At 66.2% G+C, this 22858-nt stretch carries 15 protein-coding genes; 4 read left to right on the top strand and 11 right to left on the bottom strand.

Annotated elements, in window-relative coordinates:
- Nucleotides 1-11 precede the first annotated feature (11 nt).
- From treF to VK533_RS08960, 9 genes are all read right to left on the bottom strand, one after another.
- Nucleotides 12-1625: an alpha,alpha-trehalase TreF gene (treF, locus tag VK533_RS09000; RefSeq protein WP_414712294.1), complete on the bottom strand. Its 1614-nt coding sequence runs from the start codon at nucleotides 1623-1625 to the stop codon at nucleotides 12-14.
- 59 nt (nucleotides 1626-1684) lie between these two features.
- Entirely contained in the window at nucleotides 1685-4123 is a 2439-nt protein-coding gene (locus VK533_RS08995) for a TonB-dependent receptor (protein WP_324376595.1), read from the bottom strand.
- Nucleotides 4124-4265: 142 nt separating this feature from the next.
- On the bottom strand, nucleotides 4266-6926 hold the full coding sequence (locus tag VK533_RS08990) for a TonB-dependent receptor (protein WP_324376593.1): 2661 nt from the start codon (nucleotides 6924-6926) through the stop codon (nucleotides 4266-4268).
- 114 nt (nucleotides 6927-7040) lie between these two features.
- Nucleotides 7041-8012 (bottom strand): FecR family protein, encoded by a 972-nt coding sequence (locus VK533_RS08985; protein ID WP_324376591.1) that lies wholly within the window; start codon nucleotides 8010-8012, stop codon nucleotides 7041-7043.
- A complete protein-coding gene (locus tag VK533_RS08980; protein ID WP_324376589.1) occupies nucleotides 8002-8556 on the bottom strand; it encodes a sigma-70 family RNA polymerase sigma factor in 555 nt (184 codons plus the stop codon). The genes VK533_RS08985 and VK533_RS08980 overlap by 11 nt, the downstream gene beginning before the upstream one ends.
- A 62-nt stretch (nucleotides 8557-8618) precedes the next feature.
- Complete coding sequence (locus VK533_RS08975) at nucleotides 8619-8999, bottom strand: response regulator (protein ID WP_324376587.1); 381 nt, start codon at nucleotides 8997-8999, stop codon at nucleotides 8619-8621.
- A gap of 46 nt (nucleotides 9000-9045) precedes the next feature.
- Nucleotides 9046-10080: a sensor histidine kinase gene (locus VK533_RS08970; protein WP_324376585.1), complete on the bottom strand. Its 1035-nt coding sequence runs from the start codon at nucleotides 10078-10080 to the stop codon at nucleotides 9046-9048.
- Nucleotides 10081-10458: 378 nt separating this feature from the next.
- A complete protein-coding gene (locus VK533_RS08965) occupies nucleotides 10459-14655 on the bottom strand; it encodes a translocation/assembly module TamB domain-containing protein (protein WP_324376583.1) in 4197 nt (1398 codons plus the stop codon).
- Nucleotides 14655-16673, bottom strand: coding sequence for an autotransporter assembly complex protein TamA (locus VK533_RS08960; RefSeq protein WP_324376581.1), 2019 nt, complete (start codon nucleotides 16671-16673; stop codon nucleotides 14655-14657). The genes VK533_RS08965 and VK533_RS08960 overlap by 1 nt, the downstream gene beginning before the upstream one ends.
- Nucleotides 16674-16903: 230 nt before the next feature.
- Here VK533_RS08960 and VK533_RS08955 point away from each other — a divergent pair, with 230 nt between their 5' ends.
- Genes VK533_RS08955 through VK533_RS08945 form a run of 3 tightly spaced genes read left to right on the top strand, consistent with a single transcriptional unit; the run spans nucleotide 16904 to nucleotide 19315 of the window.
- A complete protein-coding gene (locus VK533_RS08955; RefSeq protein ID WP_324376579.1) occupies nucleotides 16904-17083 on the top strand; it encodes a hypothetical protein in 180 nt (59 codons plus the stop codon).
- A 46-nt stretch (nucleotides 17084-17129) separates the two neighbouring features.
- Entirely contained in the window at nucleotides 17130-18152 is a 1023-nt protein-coding gene (locus tag VK533_RS08950; protein ID WP_324376577.1) for a DNA topoisomerase IB, read from the top strand.
- 11 nt (nucleotides 18153-18163) lie between these two features.
- A complete protein-coding gene (locus VK533_RS08945) occupies nucleotides 18164-19315 on the top strand; it encodes a mechanosensitive ion channel family protein (RefSeq protein WP_324376575.1) in 1152 nt (383 codons plus the stop codon).
- A 31-nt stretch (nucleotides 19316-19346) separates the two neighbouring features.
- Here the strand turns inward: VK533_RS08945 and dgcA are convergent, their stop codons facing one another.
- Complete coding sequence (gene dgcA, locus VK533_RS08940; protein ID WP_324376573.1) at nucleotides 19347-20324, bottom strand: N-acetyl-D-Glu racemase DgcA; 978 nt, start codon at nucleotides 20322-20324, stop codon at nucleotides 19347-19349.
- A 95-nt stretch (nucleotides 20325-20419) separates the two neighbouring features.
- A complete protein-coding gene (locus VK533_RS08935; RefSeq protein WP_324376617.1) occupies nucleotides 20420-21643 on the bottom strand; it encodes a polyhydroxyalkanoate depolymerase in 1224 nt (407 codons plus the stop codon).
- A 113-nt stretch (nucleotides 21644-21756) separates the two neighbouring features.
- Here VK533_RS08935 and VK533_RS08930 point away from each other — a divergent pair.
- Nucleotides 21757-22858: ABC transporter transmembrane domain-containing protein (locus tag VK533_RS08930; RefSeq protein WP_324376571.1), on the top strand; the 1102-nt coding region annotated here is incomplete at its 3' end.

Here is a 22858-nt window from a genome sequence, read left to right as displayed (position 1 = left end):
GCGACGAAGGTTCAGCGCTGAGGCGCGGTCGCCCGATCGTCATAGCCGTATCGATCCATCAGCGCGGCGGTCACGCCGTTGGTCCAGCCGAAACCGTCCTGCACCGCATATTCGCCGCCGCCGCCGGCCGCGCGTTCCTCGACGTCATATTTCTCGATCATGCGGCCGGTCTGCTTGTAAAAGGCGCCGACGTTGTTCAGCCAGCGCGTCGCGATGTCGCGGGCCAGCGCCTTCTCGCCGTAGCGATCGAGGCCGGTGATCGCGATCCATTGCAGCGGCGCCCAGCCATTGGGGGAATCCCATTGCTGTCCTGTCCGGACGAGCGAGGTGCGCAGGCCGCCGGGCGCGAGCAGGCGCGCCTCGGTCAGCCGGGCGGTCGCGCGTGCCTGTTCGGGCGTTGCCAGTCCGACGAACAAGGGTTCGAGCAGAGCGGCGGATATGACCGAGGTCGGACCGCGTGATGCGCGGTCATAATCGGCGAAACGGTCGCCCTTTGCCGTCCAGAGATATTTGAAGATCGCGGCGCGGCGCGTCTCCGCCCGGTGCGTGAAGTCGCGCGCGCAGGCCTGGTCGCCGAGCGCCGCGCACCGCCGCGCGATCGACATTTCCATGTTCCACATCAGGCTGTTGAGATCGATCGGCACGATATCGGTCGTGTGGATCGAGGCCAATGTCCTTCCGTCGGCGAGCCAACGCGAGCCGAAGTCCCAGCCGCTCTCCGCCGCCGCGCGCAGATCGCGGTCGACCTCGGCGGGCGGGCGCGCCGCTGCCGCCGCCGTCGCGCGATCCTCCGCGAAGGATTCGTCGCGCGGCGTATCGCGTGCGTCCCAATAACGGTTGAGTAGGCTGCCGTCCGGCATGCGCACGACATGCTGGCACGCCTCGGCACGGCCAAGGCAGGCGGTGCCCGCCATCCAATAAGCATGTTCGGCCTTGAGCGCGGCGAGTCGGCGTCGCGCGAGCGCGGGATCGCGATCGTCGGACAGGTCGAGCATCAGCGCGAAATAAGGCGGCTGCGAGCGCGAGAGATAATAGGTGCGCGTGCCGTTGGGGATGTGGCCGTAGCGTTCGATCAGCGACATGAAATTGGCGAGCATCGAATCGATCATCGGCTGCTGGCTGTCGGCCTTCAGGCCGAGCATCGTGAAGTAGGTGTCCCAGTAATAGAACTCCTGATAGCGCCCGCCGGGCACGATCGATGCCGCCGGCAGAGTCAGCGCCGAGGAGCCGGGCGGCGGCGCGATCGGGGGCTTGCCGAGGATCGGCCAGAGCGCGCGGATATGCTCGCGCATCGTCGGATTGGGATGCACCTCATTGGCGACCGCGAAGTGGTGCGCGACAAAGGCGGCGAGCGCCGCGCGTCCGGCCGGCTTCTCGCGGGCATAAGCCTGCATGATCGCCGCCGGGGTCTCGCGCGGGATCATGTCGACGAAGGTCTTGCTGTCGGGAAAGACGCGCTCGAGCTGGACCGCTTCGAACAGCGGGCCATAGAGATCCTGCGGAGCGGCATCGGCCCGCGCCGCGGCAGCGGGCGGTACGGCCGATGCGGTCGCGCCCACCCCGGAAACGGCCGCGAGCGCGAGGGCAATGAGGGGCGTCTTCAGCGTCGTTCCAGCCATTATCATGTCTCGGCAAAAAGGAGGCCGGCCGGCGCGTCATAGCACCGGCCGGCAGGGGGAGAGTCCTAGAACTTGTAAGCGGCGGTGATGGTCGCGTGCCGCCCGAAGATCGGCCGGCCGAGGAAATAGCCATCGGTATTGGCCGACCCGACGGTCCGGCTATTGCCTTCTGTCAGGGCAAGCGTGTTGGTGACGTTCTCCACCGTCGCCTGGATCGAGAAGCGGTCGTTGATGTCCAGCGACGCGCCGAGGTCGAGCGTGTCGTATTTGGGCAGCGGCTGCTGGTTCTCGATGTCGGCATAACGCTTGCCGACATGCGTGTAGGTCGCGAACAGCTTGGCCTCGCCCGCTCCCGTGTGGAAGCTGTAAGACGGGATCACCGCTGCCAGGAAGCGCGGCTGGCGCGACACGTCATGCCCGGTATTGACGCCGAAATCCTTGAACTTGCCGTTCTGGATCACGCCGCGCGTCGCGATCTGGACGCCAGCGACCGGCCGGACCGCGCCTTCGAATTCCAGGCCATAGGCCCGCGATCCGCCGAACAGCACGCGGTTGGTAGTGCTGCCATCCGGATTCACGATGAGATCCTGGAAGAGGAGGTTGTGGAAGCGGTTATAGAAGCCGGTCAGGAACAGATCGTAGAAATGGGTCGAGGTCTTGAGCCCGACTTCATATTGCTTGGCCTTCTGCGGCTTGATCAGGTCGGGCGTGGCGGCATTGCCGCGCAGATCGTCGAACTGCGGCAGCAGCGCGCCACTATTCGCCCGCAGGAAGCCGTTCAGATGCGGGTTGAAGGCATAGTCCAGGCCCGCGGTCCAACTGACCTGGGTCTTGCTGTAGCCAACCGAGTTGAAGGTGCCGTTCAGGTAGGTGGCGCCATTATTGTAGGCGGTCAGCGGATTGTTATCCAGGTCGCCCGTGCTGAGGTTTTCGTACGTGTCGTGCATCTTGGTATGCTCGACCCGGATGCCGCCATCGAGCCGAAGCGCGCCGATCTTCCATTCATCGCTGAGGTAACCGGCCACATTGTCGCTGCGATAGCGCGCATCGACATCGAAGCTGTTGGCGCTGGTGAAGCCATCGCGCGTCAGGATCGTGCCGTTGTCGAGCGTGGCGTTGAGCACGCGCGCCTTCGGCTCGAGCGCGAGCAGTACGCTGTTGCCCAGGTACCAGGTGTCATGGTCCTTCACGTGGGCATAATAAGCACCGGCCGTCAGCGTGTTGCCCTCGAACAGCTCGTGGCTGAGCTTCAATTCGTCGGTGAAGCTCTGGATGTGCTTCTGTACCGACCAGATGCCCGCCTGAATCACCTGCTGGCCGGGCGCGACGGCCTGGCCGCTGTCGGCGAAGCTGACGGTGCCGGGCCCGCCCGCCGCCGTCAGATAATCGGCGGCCGACTGCGGGTTGCCGCCGGTGAACAGGGCGTAAGTGTCGGCATGGCCCTTGGTGAAGTTCATGTTGTTCTGGAGGACCAGCCCGCCGAAATCGTAGCTGAAGTTGCTGCCGGCGGTGAAGATATTGGCGCCGCGGCCCTTGGACAGATCGACATCCTTCTTCTGCGTCGGGCCGCCATTCACGCCCGGCGCGATTTCGATCTGGGTATGTTCGATCTCCTTGCCAACGAGCGTGTCGTCGCGTGCGTCGAAGCCGGGGAAGGTGTGGAACTTGCCGTCCTGCTCGAGCAGCGGCATCGGCGTGTAGAAGGCGTTGGTATCGTCGAGATAGCGGCCATAGACGGTCAGCTTGCCGGCATCGAACTTGTGCGTGACGCTGGCGGTGATCTGCCCGCCATCGTCGCCGCTGAAGCCGGTATGGCGCAGGCCCTTGCTATAGCGATAGAAGCCGCCGACCATATAGGTCGTGTCTTCATTGATGGGCCCCTGGGCGACCACGTCGCCGCGATACATTCCCTCGGTGCCATAGGTGCCGCGGACCGAGAATTGCGGATCCTGCGTGCCTTCCTTCAGGATGAAGTTGGTGGTCGCGCCCGGCTGGCCGTTGGCGAAGATCGGGCTCGGGCCGCCGCGCAGCACCTCGACCCGCTGGATCGTATCGTCGATGCGGAACAGCGAGCTGTCCTCGAGGAAGGACAAGGACGACGGCGCGATGATCGGGGAGCCGTTCATCTCGATCGTCAGGAACGGCGCATCGCCAGTCGAGGGAAAGCCGCGGATGAAGACGTTGGCGCCGGTCTCGCCGCCGGACGTCTCCGTCCACACGCCGGGTATGATCTTCAGCAGGTCGGCGGTGGAGAGCGGCTGAACCTCCCGGATCTGCTCGGCGCTTGCGGTGGAGATCGAATAGCTGGCGTCGAGCTTGCGCAGGCCTTCGCGATTGGCGTTGCCGGTGATCACGATTTCCTGTGCCTGTTCGGGCGCATCGGCCACAGGCGGCGCGGCAGCGGCCGGTGCCGGCGCGGCGTCCTGCGCCAGCGCGGGCGACCAGCCGAGCGCGGTGCCGGAAAGCAGCGCGAGAGCCGCATTATGGATTTTCGAGAGCTTCATGTTTCGTCCTTCCTGATCGGATTTTTGGAGCGTTCGACGGCAACACGTCACCGCCTCGCGAACGCGGGTGCGCGCGCGACCGGCGGTCCGGATTGACGGCGAGTGGTCCGCTTAAGGCGGGCTGCGTGGGCGCCCGGTCATCTCAGAAGCCGTAACGCAGGCTGATCTCGGCCGACCGGCCGAGGATGGGGCGGGCGAAGATCGCGCCGCTGCCCTGCGGACCGACCGTGCGGGGATTGCCTTCGGTCAGGCCGATCGCGTTGGTGAGGTTGTCGGCCACCAGTTCGATCGTGAGCCGCCGGTCGACCTCGAAAGTGGCCCCGGCATCGAGCTTGTAGAAATGCGGCAGAAGCTGTTCGTTCTGCACGTCCGACCAGCGATCGCCCATGTAGCTCAGCGTCGTGTGGAGCGCGGCCTTGTGCCCGGCCAGGCGGAAGCTCCAGTCGGGCGTGACGCGCCACTGCCACATCGGCTGGCGCTGGACCTGGTTGCCGGACAGGTCGGTCAGGCCGTCGTCGGTGAAGAAGTGACGATAATGCGCGCTCAGCCACGATCCGGAAAAGGCGATCGAGACGGCGGCGGTCGGCCGCAGCACGCCTTCCAGCTCGACGCCGGTCGTGTGCGCACCGCCGATCGAGGCGATCGGCGCACCCTGCGCGATCACGGTGGTGGCGAGGCCCCGGAAGCGATTGCGGAACAAGGTCGCGTAGAAAGCGAGCGGGCGGCTCGCATATTTGAGACCGCCTTCGAACGTGTCGACCCGCGGCGTAGCCGAGAAGCCGTCGCGCAGATTGTCGAAGAAGGGGAAGCTGTGCCCCCGGCTGAAACGGGCGAAGGCGCCGAGCGTGGGGCTGATCTCGTAATTGAGGCCGCCGGTCCACGACCAGGCGCCGCCGCGATAACGGATCGGGCGGTAGGTACCGTCCAACATCATGTCGCCATTGTCGTAGAGCGTGGCGAGGTTGCCGTCGGGGCCGCCGGGACCGGAGAGCGCGTCGTTTTCGACCGTGCCGTCGACCGTATGATGCTGATGGCGCAGCCCCGCGTCGGCGCGCAGGCCTTCGCCCAATTGCAGTTCGTCGACCGCGTAAAAGGCCGTGTCGTTGCCGCGATAATGGCCGTTGACCGCGAAGCTCGACCCGCTGGCGAAGCCATCGCGCGTGACCGCCGATCCGTCGGCGAGCGTCAGATCGAGCCGGCGCGCCTGCGGCGTGGCGGTGAGCAGCAGGTCGTTGCCGATATTCCACCAGTCGCGCGACGTGTAATGCGCCGCGTACAGGCCCGCGGTCGCCTTGTTGGCGCCGGCGCGCCATTCGACCGTCGTGTCGTTGACCCAGGCGGTGATCTGCTTGGACACGCGCCAGATGCCGGCCTCGACTACCGTCTGATCGGGCGAGGCGGGGGCGCCGTCATCGACGAAGCGCAGCGATCCGATCGTACCGCCAAGCGCGACCGCATAAGCGGCGGCGCTTTCGGGCGGTACGTTGCTCGATACCAGGCCGGTCGTATCGGCATGGCCCGAAAGCCAGCTGGCCTTGTCGCGCAGCGTCAGGCCCAGGCCCAGCCGCGCCTCGAAATTGGCGCCGAGATTGACGATCCGCGCGCCGCGCCCGTCGGCCAGATCGTAGCGGCTGCCGTCGTTGAGCAGGCCATAGCGCGTGTCCGGTCCGGCGAGCGTGCCCGAGTTGGCGTCGAAGCCGGGATAGTCGCTGATATGCGCGCCGTGCTGCTCGACCGGGATCGGCAGCAGCCACTGGCTGCGGTCGTTGAGATAGCGGCCGAACAGCAAGAGGGATCCGCCCGCGAAATCGTGCCGCAGATTGGCGGTGATCTGCCCGCCGCGATCCGCGTCGAAACCGGGCGAGCGCACGCCATCGCCCGCGGAATAATAGCCGCCGACCATGAAATGCGTGGTCGGCGCGAGCGGGCCGGACAGCCAGGCGTCGGCGCGGCGCTCGCCGTCGCTGAACAGGCCAATCTTGGCCTCGCCCTCCATCTGCGCGCCGCCCTCGCGCTGGACGATATTGACCGTCACGCCGGGCTGGCCCGAGGCGAACAAGGCACCGGTGCCGCCGCGCACGGCCTCCACCCGGCGGACCGTATCGTCGAGCCGGATGAGCTGCGAATTTTCAAGGAAGGACAAGGTAGCGGGCGGGAAGAAGGGGACACCTTCCGTCTGGAAGGTAACATATTCGGCGTCGCCGCCCGACGGATAGCCGCGCACGAAAATGTTGGCGCCATTCTTGCCGCCCGAGGTCTCGACGGTGAGACCGGGGACCAGGCGCAGCACTTCGGCGGTGCTGGCCGGCGCGAGCCGCTCGATCGCGGGCTGATCGATCGTCGTGACCGCATAGGCCGCTTCGCGCCGCCCGATGCCGCCGCCCGGCGTGCCAACGATAACGATATCCTGCAGCACGGCCGGCTCGGCCGGGGTGGCGGCGGGTTCGCGTACATGCGGGGCCGGGGGGGCGATCGGTTTAGCCACGGGCGGTGGATCCGGAACGAGCAGCCACGCACCGCCGGCCGCGCGTTCGGCATGGAAACCGGTGCCGCCAAGCAGCCGCGCCAGCGCCCGATCGGGCGGCATGCGGCCGTGAACGGCATGCGCCCGCTTGCCGCGCACCGCCTGCGGCGCGAACAGCAATTGCTGCCGGCTTTGCTGCGCGAACATGGTCAGGGCGTCGGCCAGATCGGACGGGGCGATGCTGAAGGCGGGAGGTGCGGCAATCGACCGGCCCGGCCACACCGCCGTGACGAGCGCCGCCACCATAACGATGCGTCGAACATAGTCGCGCCATCCCAAATCCCTCCTCCGTGTCCGCTCCGTCTTTTGCGGAGCCTTCAGGAGATAAGACGCAGGCCGCGCCAGTATCCGAACCACGCGCTTCATTTTTTCTTCAATTTTTATCCGCCGCCTCTAGCGCGAGGCTATTGTCGGCCCCGTATCCTGGCCCTGCCGCACACGGACCGGGAATCCTGCTTTCAGCGCATCGACGAAAGCCGGAGTCTCGACCGTCCGGAACGAGCCGATGATCCGCAGCGCTCCCGCCTGCGCATCGGCGATGCCGATCGCCTGCCGGCGATAGCGGTTGAGCTCGCCGACCGCCGCCGCCAGCGGCACGTCTTCGAACAGCAGCATGCCGTTGCGCCAGCCGGTGAAGGATGTCGGCTGTTCCAGCCGCCGGATCGACGCCTCTTCGCCGCGCACGGTGAGGAGCTTGCCGTCGCCCAGCGCGATCGAGGATGATCCGGCGGCGAGCGAGAGCGTGCCGCTGTCGGCGAAGGCGCGAACCTGGCCCGGATCGGTGCGCACGTCGAAGCGGCCTTGCGTCGCGCTGAGCTCGCGATCCGCCGCCTTGATCAGGAACGGGCGCGAGGCGTCCTTCACCTCGAACCAGCCCTGGCCGTCGAGCACCACGCGGCGTTCCTTGGCGGTGAAGGCGACATGGAGCTGGCTGTTGGTATCGAGCCGGACGGTCGAACCATCGGGCAGCGCGACATCGGTCTGCTGGCCGATCGCGGTGCGGAACGTCTGCTCGAACGGCGCCGGCGCCGGTCGCGCGAACCATTGTTCGTAGCCGAGCGCCGCGAGCGGGGCTGCCGCGAACAGCAACAGGCCGGCCGCGATCGTGCTTTTCCGCAGGCGGTGGCGCGGCGGGGCCAGCATCGCGCGCTTGATCGCCTCGTGCCGCAAGGCGAGCAAAGCGGTTTCGTCCGCTAGCGCCGCCGCATCCCGTTGCCCCGCGCTCACGCGATCATAGGCGGCGGCATGCGCATCGCTCGCGGCGAGCCACGCCTCGAAACCCTGGCGCGTGCCCGCATCGGGCGCGTTCTGCATCCGCTCGTGCCAGTCGGCGGCATCGTCGAGGATCGTCTCGTCAGCGATCACGCCAATCCTCCAGCGCGCGCGTCACATAAGCGAGCGCCTTGGCCTGGTGCTTTTCCGCCGCCCGGGTGGAGATCGAAAAAGCGCGCGCCACGTCGGCCATCTTCATTCCTTCGAGGACGCGCAGCACGAATATATCGCGCGTACGCTCGGGCAGTTCGCGTAAAGTCGCGGCGAGCCGTTCGGCCGCCTGCTTACTGTCCAAGACGCGATCGGGCGGAAAATCCGAACCCTCGGCCATCGGCGACAGAATATCGTCGCCGGCCGCGCGGCGTTGCGCACCCTCCCGGCGGGCACGATCCCGCAGCACATTGGCGGCGGTGACGAAGAGGAAATGTTCCGGTTTCTCGATCGCATTGGGATCGTCCATCCGGCTCAGGCGCAGAAACACCTCCTGCACCAGATCCGGGACGTCGCTCTTGCTGTGGACGCGGCGCTCAAAGAAACGCGCGAGCGCCCGGTCATAGGTGCGGACCAGGCGCGTGAGCACCGTGTCCCGCGCCGATAGTCCCCGATCCTCCCCCGTCGTTTCCGGAGCGTTTTTCATGCCTCCTGATCGTCCCAAAGCGGGAACAAGGCAAGCGTGCGCGAATTGCCAGCAGGTGTCCTTCAGGCTTGCGGCGGCAGTTCGAACGCCCGCAACACCGCGGCACCGTCATAGGGTTTGGCGATGAACCGGGCGCAACCGGGGAGTTCGTGCGCCGCCGGCGGTGTCTTGCTGGAAACCAGCAGGACGATCGCCTCGGGGTGGAGCTCACACGCGATCCGGGCGAGTTCGAGACCATTCATGGGGCCCGGCATTGCGATGTCGATGAACAGGCCGTGGATCGAGTCCAGATCGGTGATCGTCCGTGCGGCGTCCGCGCCGTTGGCGGCTTCCAGAACGTGGAAGCCCGCCTGTTCGAACAGATCGACCGCCATCATCCGCACCAAGGCTTCGTCGTCGACCACCATGATCGACCGACGGCGCGGATTATTGATACTCGTCATGTGCTGTTCCAATGACCCGCCGGAATGCACGCTGCGGGACGATCGCTCATAGGGGAGCGGTCAGAGTCACAACAAGGCCAGAGGGCCAAAGTTGCAAATCGACCGCGCCTTTGAATTCCGCGGCGAGATTGCGCGACACGATCCGCGTACCGAAACCGGGCGGTCCGGGCGTACCGACAACCGGCCCGCCGCTTTCCCGCCAGGACAATCGAAGTTCGCCCCCGGCGATCTCCCACTGGACGTGAATTCGCCCCGTCGCGTTCGACAAGGCGCCATATTTGACCGCGTTCGTGGCAAGCTCGTGCACCGCGAGCGCCAGAGCGAGCGCACGCTGGCCGTTAAGCTCCAACGCGGGCCCGCTGATGACACAGCGTTCGGCGGAACAATGCGGCGCCAGCGCCTTCACGATCACATCGTGAATAGGCGCCGATTGCCATGCGGTCTGGATGAGCAAGGCCTGCGCGCTCGCCAGCGCCGCGATCCGCGCTGCGTACGCGTTCAACTGGTGGGGATCGACGCCGCGAAACGATTGCATCGCGATCGCCTGCACGACCGTGAGGATATTCTTGACCCGATGGCTGAGTTCGCCGGCCAGCAATTCCTGCTGAAGCTCAAGCGATTTCGCGATCGTGATGTCGCGCGAGATGGAGAGCAGCATCGCCGGCTCGCCATCCTCGTCGAAGATCGGCGACACGGTGACGTCCCACCAGCGCGGCACATTCTTGGTGGTCTGGGCGCGGCCGGTGAAATGCCCGATCTGACCGGCGCGCGCAGCGGTCATCGCCGCGAGCGAGCTTGCCTCATATTCCTCTTCCCACAAGGCCGGCCATGGGCTGCCCTCGACCATCGCGAAATCGTCGATCTCCATAATCGCCTGGCCGCCCGAATTCATGAAGGCAAGCGTGCCGTCGAGCGCGAGCACGATCACGCAATCCTTGGTCGCGTTGAGGATGCTCTCCAGGAAGGCGGTCGCCTCGCGGCTGGCCGCGAGCGCGCTGTCGGAAGTGAGGAGGTCGTTCTGGGCCCGGGCGAGCGCCGACAGCTGCGAGAGCGTGAACGCGTACGACCCGTGCGCGGTCATCGGTGGATCGAAACGGATCGAGGCTGGGTCAAAGCACCTGCTTGCGATGGGGGATCGCTGCGGATGTAGCATGCTTGCCGGGCGACCGTGCCACAATTGTTCGGCGAGACGGAAATATCATACATCAAGATCGATGCAGGCCTCTCAGGGATGCATCGAAATTACAAACGAGGCGGCATCCAGTATAAAATGGATTACCGCCTCATTGACGCTACGCTACTTACAATACATATGTAGTAACTAATTTTGAGAATGCTCGGAATTAAATAAATAAATCCAAGATGCTCGCCATACACGCCCTATTCATAACAAATAATAGGTGCGCGGCCGATTTCTTGGGAGGTAGTGCGAGGGTGGAATAGGAATGCCGGAAGGCGTTCAATAATCCTTCGACACGCGCAAGTTCGTGCTCTGGCGGCCGATCGTCGAGATCGTACCCAGTACCGACAGCCAGCGCGTGATGCGATATTCGATGCTCGTCGCCGAATAGCCCGCGCCGTCGGTGATCAGCTCGACATAGGTGCGACGGCCGATATTCTTGCCGGCGGCGACCGCGGTCTTCATCCCGGTAGTGACGTCGGCGGGCAGGATGCGCAGTCGGTCGAGATGGACCGCCTTGCGGACCGTATTGATCGGATCGAGGTTGAGCCCGCCGCCGGTGCCGCCGCGCAGGCTCGCCACCGCCGCCGCCAGCTGCAGTGCCTCGGGCGCGGACAGATTGGTGATCGACGTGCCGAACAGCAGGCGCGACAGCAATTCGTCCTCCGGCAAGGCCGGGGTCGATTGGAAATTGATGTCGGGGTGCAGGCCGGTGCCGGTGACGTGGATCGTCGCGTTCAGCCCCTGAATGTCGGCCAGAGCGGTGATGTCGAGCACCGGATCTGGCGGCGCCTCGCCGGTGAAGCGGATGCTGCCGCGGTCAAGATCGAAGCGGCGGCCGGCGAACTGATAGCCGCCGCGCACCAGATCGGCGCGCCCGCCGATCGCGGGATTGTCGACCGCGCCTTTGATGACGAGGTCCGCACGCCATTCGCTGTCGAGGCCGAGACCCGTCACCATCAGCCGGCTCGAGGCATGGGCCTTGAGGTCGAGCGTCCACGGCACCAGCGGGGTCGTGTCGTCGTCGGAATCGTCGGGGCGGTTAAGCTCGGTGACCCTGAGTTGCGGCACCTGCGCGGCGGTCGCACTGCCCAGGCGGAAGCGGCCGCGTTCGATCCGGACGTCGCCGCCGATCGTGCCGTCGACCCCGTCCGACTTGAGCGTGAGCGGGCCGGTCACGGTCGCGCCGATATCGTCGCGATTGAGCAATACGGCATTCTGGGCCTGGATCGCGAGATCGATGCCAAGGCCCTTGCCCGCGCCGAAATCGAAGCTTCCGCGTCCGGTGACGGTGCCGCCCGCGCCGGCATGTCCGGTCATCTGATCGATCGTCAGGCGCGATCCGTTGAACGTGCCGCTCGCCTTGATGCCGTCGACGACGGTGCCGGTGACCGCGCTTTCGATCCGCGCCCCGTCGCTCGACAGGCGGCCCGAAATCTCCGGATCGGCGGGCGTGCCGCCGATGTCGGCGGCGACCGAGAGCGGGCCCGACAGGTCGATCGTCTCTACCCCGATCAGCCGCCACAAGGTGTCGGCGGGCCCGGCATAGCGCAGCTGTGCGAACAAGGGCGCCTTGATCAGGCGCGAAATGATGTCGTCGCCCGGCGCCAGCGGCGACAATTTCGCCTGGCCGCGGCCGATGACCTTGCCGTTGCTGACCAGCACCGCGCGCGCCGCCGCGCCGTTCGGGGTCAACACCGCCGCGAGGCCGAGGTCGACCGGTTGCGAGCTCAGCACCAGCCCGGATCGGGTGAGGCCGCGCACCGCGACGTCGATCCGGCCCGTGGGCGACGTGCCGACAATATGGTGGAAGTTGAACTTGCCGCTCGCATAGCCGCCCAGGCCGAGCTTGGGATTGAACAGGTCGAGCACGGTCAGCGGCATATGATCGAGTCCGGCATCGATATTGACGACGCCGCGCGCGAACAGGCCGGACACGGTGGCGTTGCCGCCGGCATAATCGATCCGGGTCGGCGACAGGGCCCATTCGGCATCGGTCATCGTCAGCTCGACCGGACCGGACAAGGTGAGCGCCTTGCCCTCGACATTGCCCGTGCCGGTGATCGTCATATGGCCGGGCGTCAGCTTGATATTGGCGTTGACGTCGAACGCGCGGCGGGCGCTGCCCGTGGCGGTGAGTGCGATCGTGCCCTGGCCGCCTTTCAGATGCGCCTCCGCCGCGATCCGGGCGAGCGACATCGATCCATGCGCCAGCCCCAGCGCGCTCAGCTTGCCGTCGACCGACACACCAGCCGGATCGAGCAGGATCGATCCGTCGACGCGGCCGCGCCGGACGGTCAGGGGCTGGGCGGTGGCGACGGTCGCGCCGCTGAGCGTGACATGCGGATCGATCCGTTGGAGCGCGCCCTGCGGGGCAAAAGCGATCGATCCGCCGATGCCGCCGCCCGCCAGATCGAGCCGGCCGGTGAAGCCGCCGGTGCCAGACGTGAGGCTGCCCTTGGCATGGGTGCCGGTGACGGCGACGTCGGCGACGTCGATCACGGTCGGCTGGCCGGACGGGGTGCGGATCAGGCCGTGCGCCTGGAACGGTCCGACGGTCGATCCGCCATGCGCGTTGAACTGGAAGCCCTCCGCGACCGGATCGAGATTGAGCGCGACCTGGGTCAGGCCGAGCGCGTCGACCGGATGGTCGAGCACAAGCTGGACCTTGGGATGATCGATCTGGCCGTCGAGCGCGATCTTGAACGGGCCGTAGGTCGCCTGCGTGCCCGTGCCTGAGAATTGGAAGCTGCCATCGCGGCGGCGGATGCCCGATCCCGTGATGCGGATGGCGGGGCCGGTCAGCACCGTGTTGGAGAAATGGATGATGCCATCGGGCGTGCGCACCAGCCGTGTGTCGATGCGCGGATTGCCGCCGGCGAGGCTGGCGAGGAAGGCATTGTCGAACCGGCGCACGATCGCCTGGCCGGTGCCCGCGACGACCGTGCCCATGCCGTTAGGGCCGGGCAGCACGCTCACCTTGGTAGTGACGTCGACGATGCCGAGGCCCGGGATCAGATAGCGCGCGAGTCCGCCCGCGATCGCGATATCGTAGCGGCCGGACACGAGATCGAGGCGAAGCTGGAGTTTGCCCTTGAGCTTGTCGGATGTCAGCGCGAGGTCCTGGCCGACCACGGTCTTCGCATCGACCTTGAGCAGGCCCGCGACCGACAGGTTGCGCAATATGCCGCCCGCGACCGTGCCGACGCCGGTGACCTGCGCCGCCTGCAATTTGATCGGCACGCGCACCGGCGCATGCGACCAATGGCCCGCGCCGGTCGCGCGCAGCGTGTCGAAGCCGGTCGTGTCGAACGCGATATGCGGGCTCGCCAGCGCATATTTGTAGGCGAAGGTGCCATAGGGCCCGTCGAGCACGGCATGGAGATGCACGTCGCGCCCGGTCATGTTGGGAAACAAAGCCGGCGGCTTCAACAATTTCGCGTCGAGCGCGAGATTGGAAAAGGCGCCCTCGGTCAGATCGACTGTGCCGGCGGCGGCGAACTGCAAGGCGGGCGAGGCGAGGTTGAGATGGCCGTTCAGCTTGCGGTCGAGGAGCGTGCCTTCGCCCAGCAGCTTGATCCCGGGTGCGGTCAGCCGCTGGAGCTTGCCGCTGAGGAAGTGGGAGGGGGCGAGGGTACCGCCGAGGCTGTAGCGCCCGTCGCGCACGCCCAGGCCGAGATCGACCACCTTCTTGCCGCCGAGCGTGCCCTGCGCGCTGCCGTCCCAGCTATGCCAGGTGCCGTGCCCGCCGACGCGCAGCGACATCGGCGCGCGCAAGCCGGCGAGGCCCGCGACCACGCCGCCGACCGGTGCATCCAGTTCGCCCGCGAGTTTGAACCGGTCGCCATCGGGTTCGGCGTCGAGATCGAGCACCAGCCGGTCGTGCGCGGTTGAGACAGCGCGCAGGCCGATCATCGCGCGGCGGCCGCGGATATCGGCCTTGGCCGCCAGCCGCACGATTTCGGCGTGGCCGGCGACCGCCTTGCCGAGCTTGAGCCGGTCGACGTTGAGCGAGCCGATATGGATGTCGAAGCCCGGCAGGATCGGCCCGCCCGGCTTGCTCTTGAGCCTAGGCAGGCGATCGAGGATCAGCAAGGGCGCCGAGACGCGATCGATATCGAGCAGGTTGCGCGACCAGGCGAAGGGGTGCCAGTCGAGCTTGATCTCGGGCGCTTCGAAGAACTGGCCGTTGAGGTCGTAGAGACGGACATCGCGCAAGGTGGCGCGGCGCCAGATCGATCCTTCGATCCGCCCGATCTTGATGCGCAGCCCGCTCGACGGCCGCATCTTGCCGATATGGTCGGCGATCAGGCGGTGGCCGGGCTGGGTGTCGATGCTCCACAAAGCGACCAGAAACACGCCGATCAGCCCGAGCAGGCCGATGCCGATCGCGCGCAGCACGCGCATGTGCCAGCGGCGGCGCAGGGCGGGGGCTTCGACGATCTCGACCTCGTCGATCTGGTTTTCGGCCGCCATCAGAAGGCCTGACCCAACGAGACATAGACCGCGACGCGCGATTCCCCTGGCCGGCGGTTGAGCGGCGTGCCGACATCGACGCGGATCGGGCCGAAGCTAGAATAATAACGCGCGCCCAAGCCGGTGCCGTAACGCAGGCCGCCCAGCTTGGGGATACTGGAGCTGTAGAGATTGCCCGCATCGAGGAAGGGCACCACGCCGAAATTGCCGAAGCGGACGCGCGCCTCGACCGAATATTCGGTGAGCGACCTGCCGCCAAGCGGATCGCCATTCTGATCGACCGGCCCAATCTTCTGATAGCCATAACCGCGGACCGAACCGCCGCCGCCGGCATAGAAGCGCCGCGACGGCGCAATGCTGTCGCGCTGGACGCCGTCGATCGAGCCGAAGCGGACGCGCTCGGCAAAGACGAAGCGCGGGCCGAGCGGCTGGTAGGCGCTCGCGTCGATCTGCGTCTTCACATAAGCGTGGGCGCCCGATTGCAGCGACAATTCGGGCGAGAGCCGGCCCGACAGGCGGAAGCCGCTGGTCGGGTTGAGCAGATCGTCGGACCCGTCATAGGACAGGCTCGTCGGCGTCGCTGCGACCAGATAGGTCTTGAAATTCGGATCGCCGGTATGGCGTTCCCGGGTGGCGACGAACTCGCCGCCGAACGACCAGGCCCAGGTCTTCTGCCAGATGATATTGGTCTGCCGCTCGAGGCTCGCGCCGGTCGTGAAGGTGCGCGCTTCATAGGCGTCGAAGATCGTATGGCTGGCGACGACCTGTGCGGTCAGTATCCGGTCGCGCGCCTGGAAATTGCCCTGGCGCAAAGTCGCGCCGAGCGATTGCTCCTTGGTGCCGAGCACGCCGCGGAAGGTCACCGCGCCTTCGGGCTGGATCAGGTTGCGGTGCGTCCATGACGTTTCGACGCGTACGCCTTCGCCCGTGCTGTAGCCGACTTCGGCGGCGACGGTGCGGCGCGGCGCGCGGTCGATGCCGACGTCAATATCGACAACGCCCGAATCCGTGGTCGCGACCGGCGTGATCGTCACGGTCGAGACCAGCCCGGTTGCGATCAAGGCGCGGCGGAAATCGTCGAGCCGGGCCGCGTCATATGGCTGACCGGGATGGAAACGCGCGATCGTCTGGAGGTGACTGGCCGAGAAAATCGGCCGGGTGCCGGTCGGAACGATCCGGCCGAAGCGCGCATGCGCGCCCGGGGTGACCTGCAGCGTCAGCACCGCCTTGTTCGCCTGATGATCGATCGCGACTTCGGGCTCGCCGACCTTGGCGAAAGGATAGCCCTGACGCCCGAGATCGACCTTGAACGCGGTGACCGCGGCCAGCACCGAATCGGCATTGACCGGATCGCCCGCCTTGATCCCGAAATCGCCGGTCAGGCGCTTGGCGTCCTTGCCGGTTGTCTCCAGCCCGGGAAGACTGACCGTGGCGAACGTGTAGGCATCGCCCGGCTTGACGGTGACGTGGACGATTGTGTCGCCGCTTTGCGGGTTGGAATTGACGGTCGCGACGACGCGTCCGTCGTAGCGGCCCTGCGCGGCGAGCAACTGCCGCACCAGATCCTCATCGTCGCGGGCGCGGCGGTTGATCTGCGCGGCGTTGGCGGGCTTGGTCTGGTTGGTAACGAGCGCGGACAATTGGTCGAAGCGGGTGCGGAAGGTTAAGCCGAGCGTCTCCGCGCCCTCCAGCACGACCCGGTAATGCTGCAATTTGTCGGCGGCGATGCCCTTGACCTCGGTCGGGCCGGTGGCGGTGGGGGCGGCATCGATCTTGACGGGATCGGGCCAGTCGACGCCCAGTTCGGGCATCGGCGAGAGATCGATGGTGGGATCGACTGGTATCGGCGTAACCGCCGGGGGCGGGATCGGCGCAGCCGCGGGCGGCGGGACCGGCGCAGCCGCAGGGGGTGGGCTCGGCGCGGGCGCGCTCGCCGGCGCAGGCTGGGCATGCGCGGCGGACGAGAGCAGGAGCGCGGCCGCCACGCAGGCGGCTGGGCGCGATGAAACCCGAACCATCACTCTTCCTAGAGCCTGATCGTTATCGGTGGAAGCGCTATGCGCTTCCGCTGATGACGTGAATCAGGCTCTCATATTGTTGAGACCTTGATTCACGACCCAGGCAAAGCCTGGATCGATCAAGGTCTCGGAACCTCATGCCCGATCTCGCCAGCGCCCATCCGGCGATTTTGTTTCACCGCCGTCGCGATCGGGTGGCGGAAAAGCGCGGGAAATGGCAGGAAAGCCACATGGCGAACCAGACACAGAGCTTCGGCGGCGGCATCTTCATCGTGATCGCGATCGCGATCGGCACCGCGATCGGGGCGGTGGAGGGGCAGCCGACGATCGGGGTCATGGGCGGCGCGCTGGTCGGCATCGCCATCGCCATCGTTCAGTGGCTGCGCGATCGAAAGCGAACGGGCGAATAGCCAAACTGGCGGCGGAACGAGGCGGGGCGGGTGACGTTCTCGCCTCATGTCCGTTTCCCGATTGCGTCATTGCGACGACAAGAAGCCCGGTATCACCCGCCAGCGCGCCGGCCATGGCTGGGCCTATTTCCTGCCGTCGGGCGAACGCATCAAGGATCGCGACGAAATCGACCGGCTGAACGCGGTCGCGCTGCCGCCAGCTTATGCCGACGCCTGGTATTGCCCCTATGCCAATGGCCACGTCCAGGCGACCGGCATGGATGCGCGCGGGCGCAAGCAATATCGCTATCACCCCGATTTCCGCGCGCAGCAGGAGGCCGACAAATATGAACGCTGCGCCGATTTCGGCCGCGCGCTGCCCCGGCTTCGGGCGCGGGTGAAGGCCGATCTGACTGGCCGCAAGCTCGCCCGCGACACGGTGATCGCGGCGGTCGTGCGGCTGCTCGACCTTGGCCATATCCGGGTCGGCAACGAGGCTTATGCCAAGGAGAATAAAAGCTTCGGCGCGACCACCTTGCGCAACCGCCACGCGCGCGTGCGCGGCGCGCGGCTCCAGCTCGAATATGTCGGCAAATCGGGCAAGAAGCAGCGGCTGACGATCGAGGATCGCCGTCTGGCGGGGATCGTGCGGCGCACGCAGGATCTGCCCGGGCAGCATCTGTTCGAATATCTCGATGCCGATGGTACGTCCCATCCGGTCACGTCGGAGGACGTGAACGCCTATATCCGCGAGGCGACCGGCGGCGATTTCACGGCCAAGCATTTCCGCACCTGGGGCGCGAGCCTGCTCGCCTTCGAGCATATTCTGGTTGCGTCGAAGGACGGCAAGGTCAGCCTCAAGCCGATGCTGGAAGCGGTTGCTTCCGCGCTGGGCAATACCCCCGCGATCAGCCGCAAATCCTATATCCATCCCGCCTTGATCGCGCTCTGCCGGGACGGCGACGCGGGCGAATTGTGCGCGCTCCGCATGCCGCGCGCGATGCAATATCTGTCCGCGCACGAACGCGCTTTGGTCGGATTCCTTGACGAGATCGCCACCGCTGCGCACAGCCACGCCAAGGCAGCGTGAAGATAGCATCAATGGCGAACACCAACGTAACGGCGCCTCTGCGCCTTTCGAAAAGCTCGGTCCAGATGCTCTCGGACGAGACGATCCAATGGATCCTGAGCCATTATCTGCAGGTCGGCATTGCGCTCGGCTTTGGCGCGGCGATCTGCATCGTCCTGTACGCCGTGCGCATCCTCGGTATCCGCTTATGCCAGCGACAAGGTTCGTTGACGCACTGGCCGCAGACGGTCGGCCGTGTCTTCGCCGCGACCAAGTTGTGGTTCATCGTCCTGTTCGCCGCCAAGCTGGTCGACGGTTATGCCGATCCGCCGCCGATGGTGTGGCAGACCATCTCGGTCATGTTCACGATCGCGGTCGCCCTGCAGGGCGCGCTCTGGGTCCGCGAACTGATCCTGGGCGTGGTCGAGCATCGCGCGGGCGGGAGCGATGCAACCGGTGCCCAGGGCTCGGCGGTGGGCGTGATCCGGCTGCTGGTGACGATCGCCTTGTTCGCGATCGCGAGCGTGCTGATCCTCGACAATCTGGGCGTCAACGTCACCGGCCTGATCGCGGGCCTCGGCATCGGCGGCATCGCGATCGGCCTCGCCGCCAAGGGCATTTTCGACGATCTGTTTTCGGCCTTGTCGATCATCTTCGACAAGCCTTTCCAGCGCGGCGACCAGATACGCTGGGACAAGACCACCGGCACGGTCGAGGAGATCGGCCTCAAGACGACGCGCGTGCGCGCTACTACCGGGGAAGAGGTGGTGATTTCCAACACCAACCTGCTCAGCAAGGAACTGCACAACATGGCGCGGCTCAACCGCCGCCGCGTCGAGTTCACATTGCACATCGCCTATCACACCCCGCCCAAGGTGCTGGGCGGCATCCAGGCGATGGTGAAGGCGGCGGTGGAGGCGCAGGACAAATGCAAGCTGGTCCGCTGCGGCATTTCCGACCTGACCCTGCCCACGATCGAGATCCAGGTGCAGTTCGACGTGCTGAGCCAGAGCTGGGACAAGGTTTTCCAGGCGCGGCACGAAATCGCGATCGGATTGCTCGCCGCCTTCGAAGGCGCGAAGATCGAATTTGCGGGGCCTGACGGCAAGTCGATCACGCCGCCCGTCAATGCGCCGCCGCCGGGGACGGCGGGGGCGCCGGAGGTGGAAGCGAGCGGGGAATAAAGCCCCTTCCTTGCAAGGGAGGGGAGTCAGGTCAGCCCCAGAGATCCGGCCCGGGTGGCTCCAATAGCCCATCGGCTGAGACCATCGCCGCCGGGCGATCCTTCGCCAGCAGCAGCGCACCATCGAGATCGACCCAGCGTGCCGCGCCGCTCACTAGGAACGCCGGCGCGATGCCGAGCGAGGTGGCGAGCATGCAGCCGACCATCACGTCGAGACCCATGTCGCGCGCCTCGGCGGCGAGCGCGAGCGCTTCGGTCAGGCCGCCGGCCTTGTCGAGCTTGATGTTGATCGCCTGATAGCGGCCGGCGCAGCGCACGAGATCAAAGCGGTCCTGGCAACTTTCGTCGGCGGCGAGCGGGATCGGGCTGGCGACGCCGTCGAGCAAATCATCCTGTCCGGCCTTGACCGGCTGTTCGATCAACTCGACGCCGTAGCGGGTGAGGATCGCGGCTTCGGCCGCGATGTCGCGGCCGGTCCAGGCCTCATTGGCATCGACGATCAGCCGCGCATCGGGCGCGCCACGGCGGACGGCGGCAACGCGCGCTTCGTCGCCTTCGCCGGCGAGCTTGAGCTTGAGCAAGGGCAAATGGGCCGAGGTGCGTGCGTCGGCTTCCATCCGATCCGGTTCGCCGAGCGAGATGGTGAAGGCGGTGACGAGCGGCTTGGGTTCGGTGAGCCCGGCCAGCTTCCATACGGGCGTGCCGGTGCGCTTGGCGTCCAGATCCCACAAAGCGCAATCGAGTGCGTTGCGTGCGGTGCCGCGCGGCAGGCGGGTCTGCAATTCGGCGCGGGTCAGGCCGCCTGCGACCGCATCGGCTTGCGCCAGAATCTCGGCCAGCACGCTCTCCGCGCTTTCGCCATGATAATAGATAGCGGTGCCTTCGCCGCGCCCGATATGGTCGCTGTCGACGATCTCGGCGACGACGACATCCACATGCGTCTTGGCGCCACGCGAGATGGTGAAGGCGCCCGCGACCGGCCAGCGTTCGATTTGCGCGTGAAGTTTCATATCGTCCCGTCACCCCGGACGTGTTCCGGGATCCACTGTTTCACAAACGCTGCGTTTGCGGGGAAGTGGATGCCGGAACAAGTCCGGCATGACGACTATGCGTTATGCGCTTTGATGAAGTTTTCCAGCACGGGCGCGATTTCCTCGCGCCAGCGGCGGCCGTTGAAGATGCCGTAATGGCCGACCTTCTTGGCGAGCAGATATTCCTTCTGCGCATCGGGCAGATTGGGGGTGATCTTGAGCGCGGCCCTGGTCTGGCCGACGCCGGAGATATCGTCGCGCTCGCCTTCGATTGCGAGCAAAGCGACGTCGGTGATCGCGCCCGGATCGACCTTGCGGCCGCGGAAGATCATCTCGCCCTTGGGCAGCAGATGGCGCTGGAACACGACGTCGATCGTCTCGAGATAGAATTCGGCGGTCATGTCGCAGACCGAGCGATATTCGTCGTAGAAGGCCTTCGTCGATTCCGCGCTTTCCTGGTCGCCGTCGACGAGGTGGCGGAACATCTGCCAATGGCTGACGAGGTGGTTGCCCCAGTTCATCGCCATGAAGCCGGTGAGCTGGAGGAAGCCCGGATAGACCTTCCGTCCGTTGCCCGGATAATAAAAGGGCACGGTCGCGATCACATTCTGTTCGAACCAGCTGTAGGGCCGCTGGGTCGCGGTGGTGTTGACCACCGTCGGCGCTTCGCGCGTGTCGATCGGACCGCCCATCATCGCCAGCGTCTTCGGCCGCGCCGGATTCTTGTCGGCGGACATCAGGCACGCCGCGGCGAAGGCCTGGACCGCCGGCTGGCACACCGCCAGCACATGCGCGCCCGGGCCGATATGCTCCAGCCAGCCGATCAGATAATCGATATAATCGTCGACATGGAATTCGCCGTCGGCGAGCGGCACGAGCCGCGCGTCGCGCCAATCGGTGATCCAGATGTCATGGCCGGGCAGCATCCGCTCGACCGTGCCGCGCAGCAGGGTCGCGTAATGGCCCGACATCGGCGCCACGATCAGCAATTTGGGCTGATCCTTGGGCGCTTCGGGTCGGGTGAAGTGGACGAGCTGGCCGAACGGCTTGCGATCCTCGATCACTTCCTCGACCAGCACTTCCTTGCCGTCGATCAGCGTGAAGGGCAGGCCGAATTCGGGCTTGCCGTGCGGAGCCGAGGCATGGGCGAAGACGTCCAGCCCCGACGCCATCATCGATCCCAATTGTGTCCTGGCAAAAGGGTTGGCGGGGTGCGCCATCCATTCGGAACCAAGCTCGGCCATCGCGCTTGCACCCGCAAGCAGGCTCCGCTGCATTTCATACGCTTCGTATAGCACTCGGTTCACGCCTCCCCGGCAGGGGTACTTAGATGGCGGTTATAACGCCGCAATGCAACAAACGACCAAATGCATATTTGGTTGAGGGGCGTGCGGTTGCTATCTGTACGTTCATGGCCCGCATTCCAGAACCGCTGCCCCCGCGTGGGGAACGACGTCGCATCGGCGAACTCCGCCTGATCTGGGGGATGGCGATGCGCTATCCCGGGCGGATCGCCGCCGCGCTCACGGCCTTGATCGTGGCGTCGGCGGCGACGCTCGCGATTCCCTACGGCTTCAAGCGCGTGATCGATCGCGGCTTCGCGGCGGGCGGGTCGCCGCACGGCGTCAATTCCTCCTTCCACTATCTGCTGATGATCGTGGTCGTGCTGGCGATCGCGACCGCCTGCCGTTTCTATTTCGTGTCGTGGCTGGGCGAGCGCGTCGTCGCCGATCTGCGCCGCCGGGTGCAGGCGAACCTGCTGACGCTGGCGCCGCGCTTCTTCGAGGAGAACCGGCCATCGGAGATCGCGTCGCGGCTCACCTCCGACACCGCGATCATCGAGCAGATCGTCGGTTCGACCGTGTCGATCGCGCTCCGCAACATGTTCACTGGCATCGGCGGGATCGTCTATCTGTTCATCCTCGCGCCCAAGCTGGCGGCGTTCCTGCTGCTCGGCATCCCGCTGATCATGGGGCCGATCCTGATCCTGGGGCGGCGCGTGCGCGGCTTCAGCCGATCGTCGCAGGACAAGATCGCCGAGGTCGGATCGATGGTGTCGGAGACGCTGGGCGCGATGAAGATCGTCCAGGCATTCGGCCAGGAGAGCCGCGAGGCTGAGCGGTTCGGCACCGCGGTCGAGAATGCCTTCGCCGCGGGCAAGCGCCGCTTCACGGTGCGCGCGATCATGACCGCGATCGTGATCGGCCTGATCTTCGGGTCGATCACGATGGTGTTGTGGGAAGGCGCGACCGACGTCGCCACCGGCAAGATCGGCGGCGGCACGATCGCGGCGTTCGTGCTGACCGGCGGCTTCGTCGCGGGCGCGTTCGGCGCGCTGACCGAAGTCTATGGCGATCTGTTGCGCGGTGCGGGCGCGGCGGCGCGGCTGGGCGAGTTGCTGACGGAAAAGCCCGAAATCGCGGCGCCGGCCAAACCCCAGGCGCTGCCCAATCCGCCGCGCGGGATGCTCGCCTTCGACCATGTCGAATTCCGCTATCCGACCCGGCCCGAAG

It is taken from the genome of Sphingomonas sp., from assembly GCF_035317925.1.
Classification (GTDB): domain Bacteria; phylum Pseudomonadota; class Alphaproteobacteria; order Sphingomonadales; family Sphingomonadaceae; genus Sphingomonas_I.
Note: the sequence above shows the minus strand (reverse complement) of the source record. Positions and strands in the feature narration are given on the sequence as shown.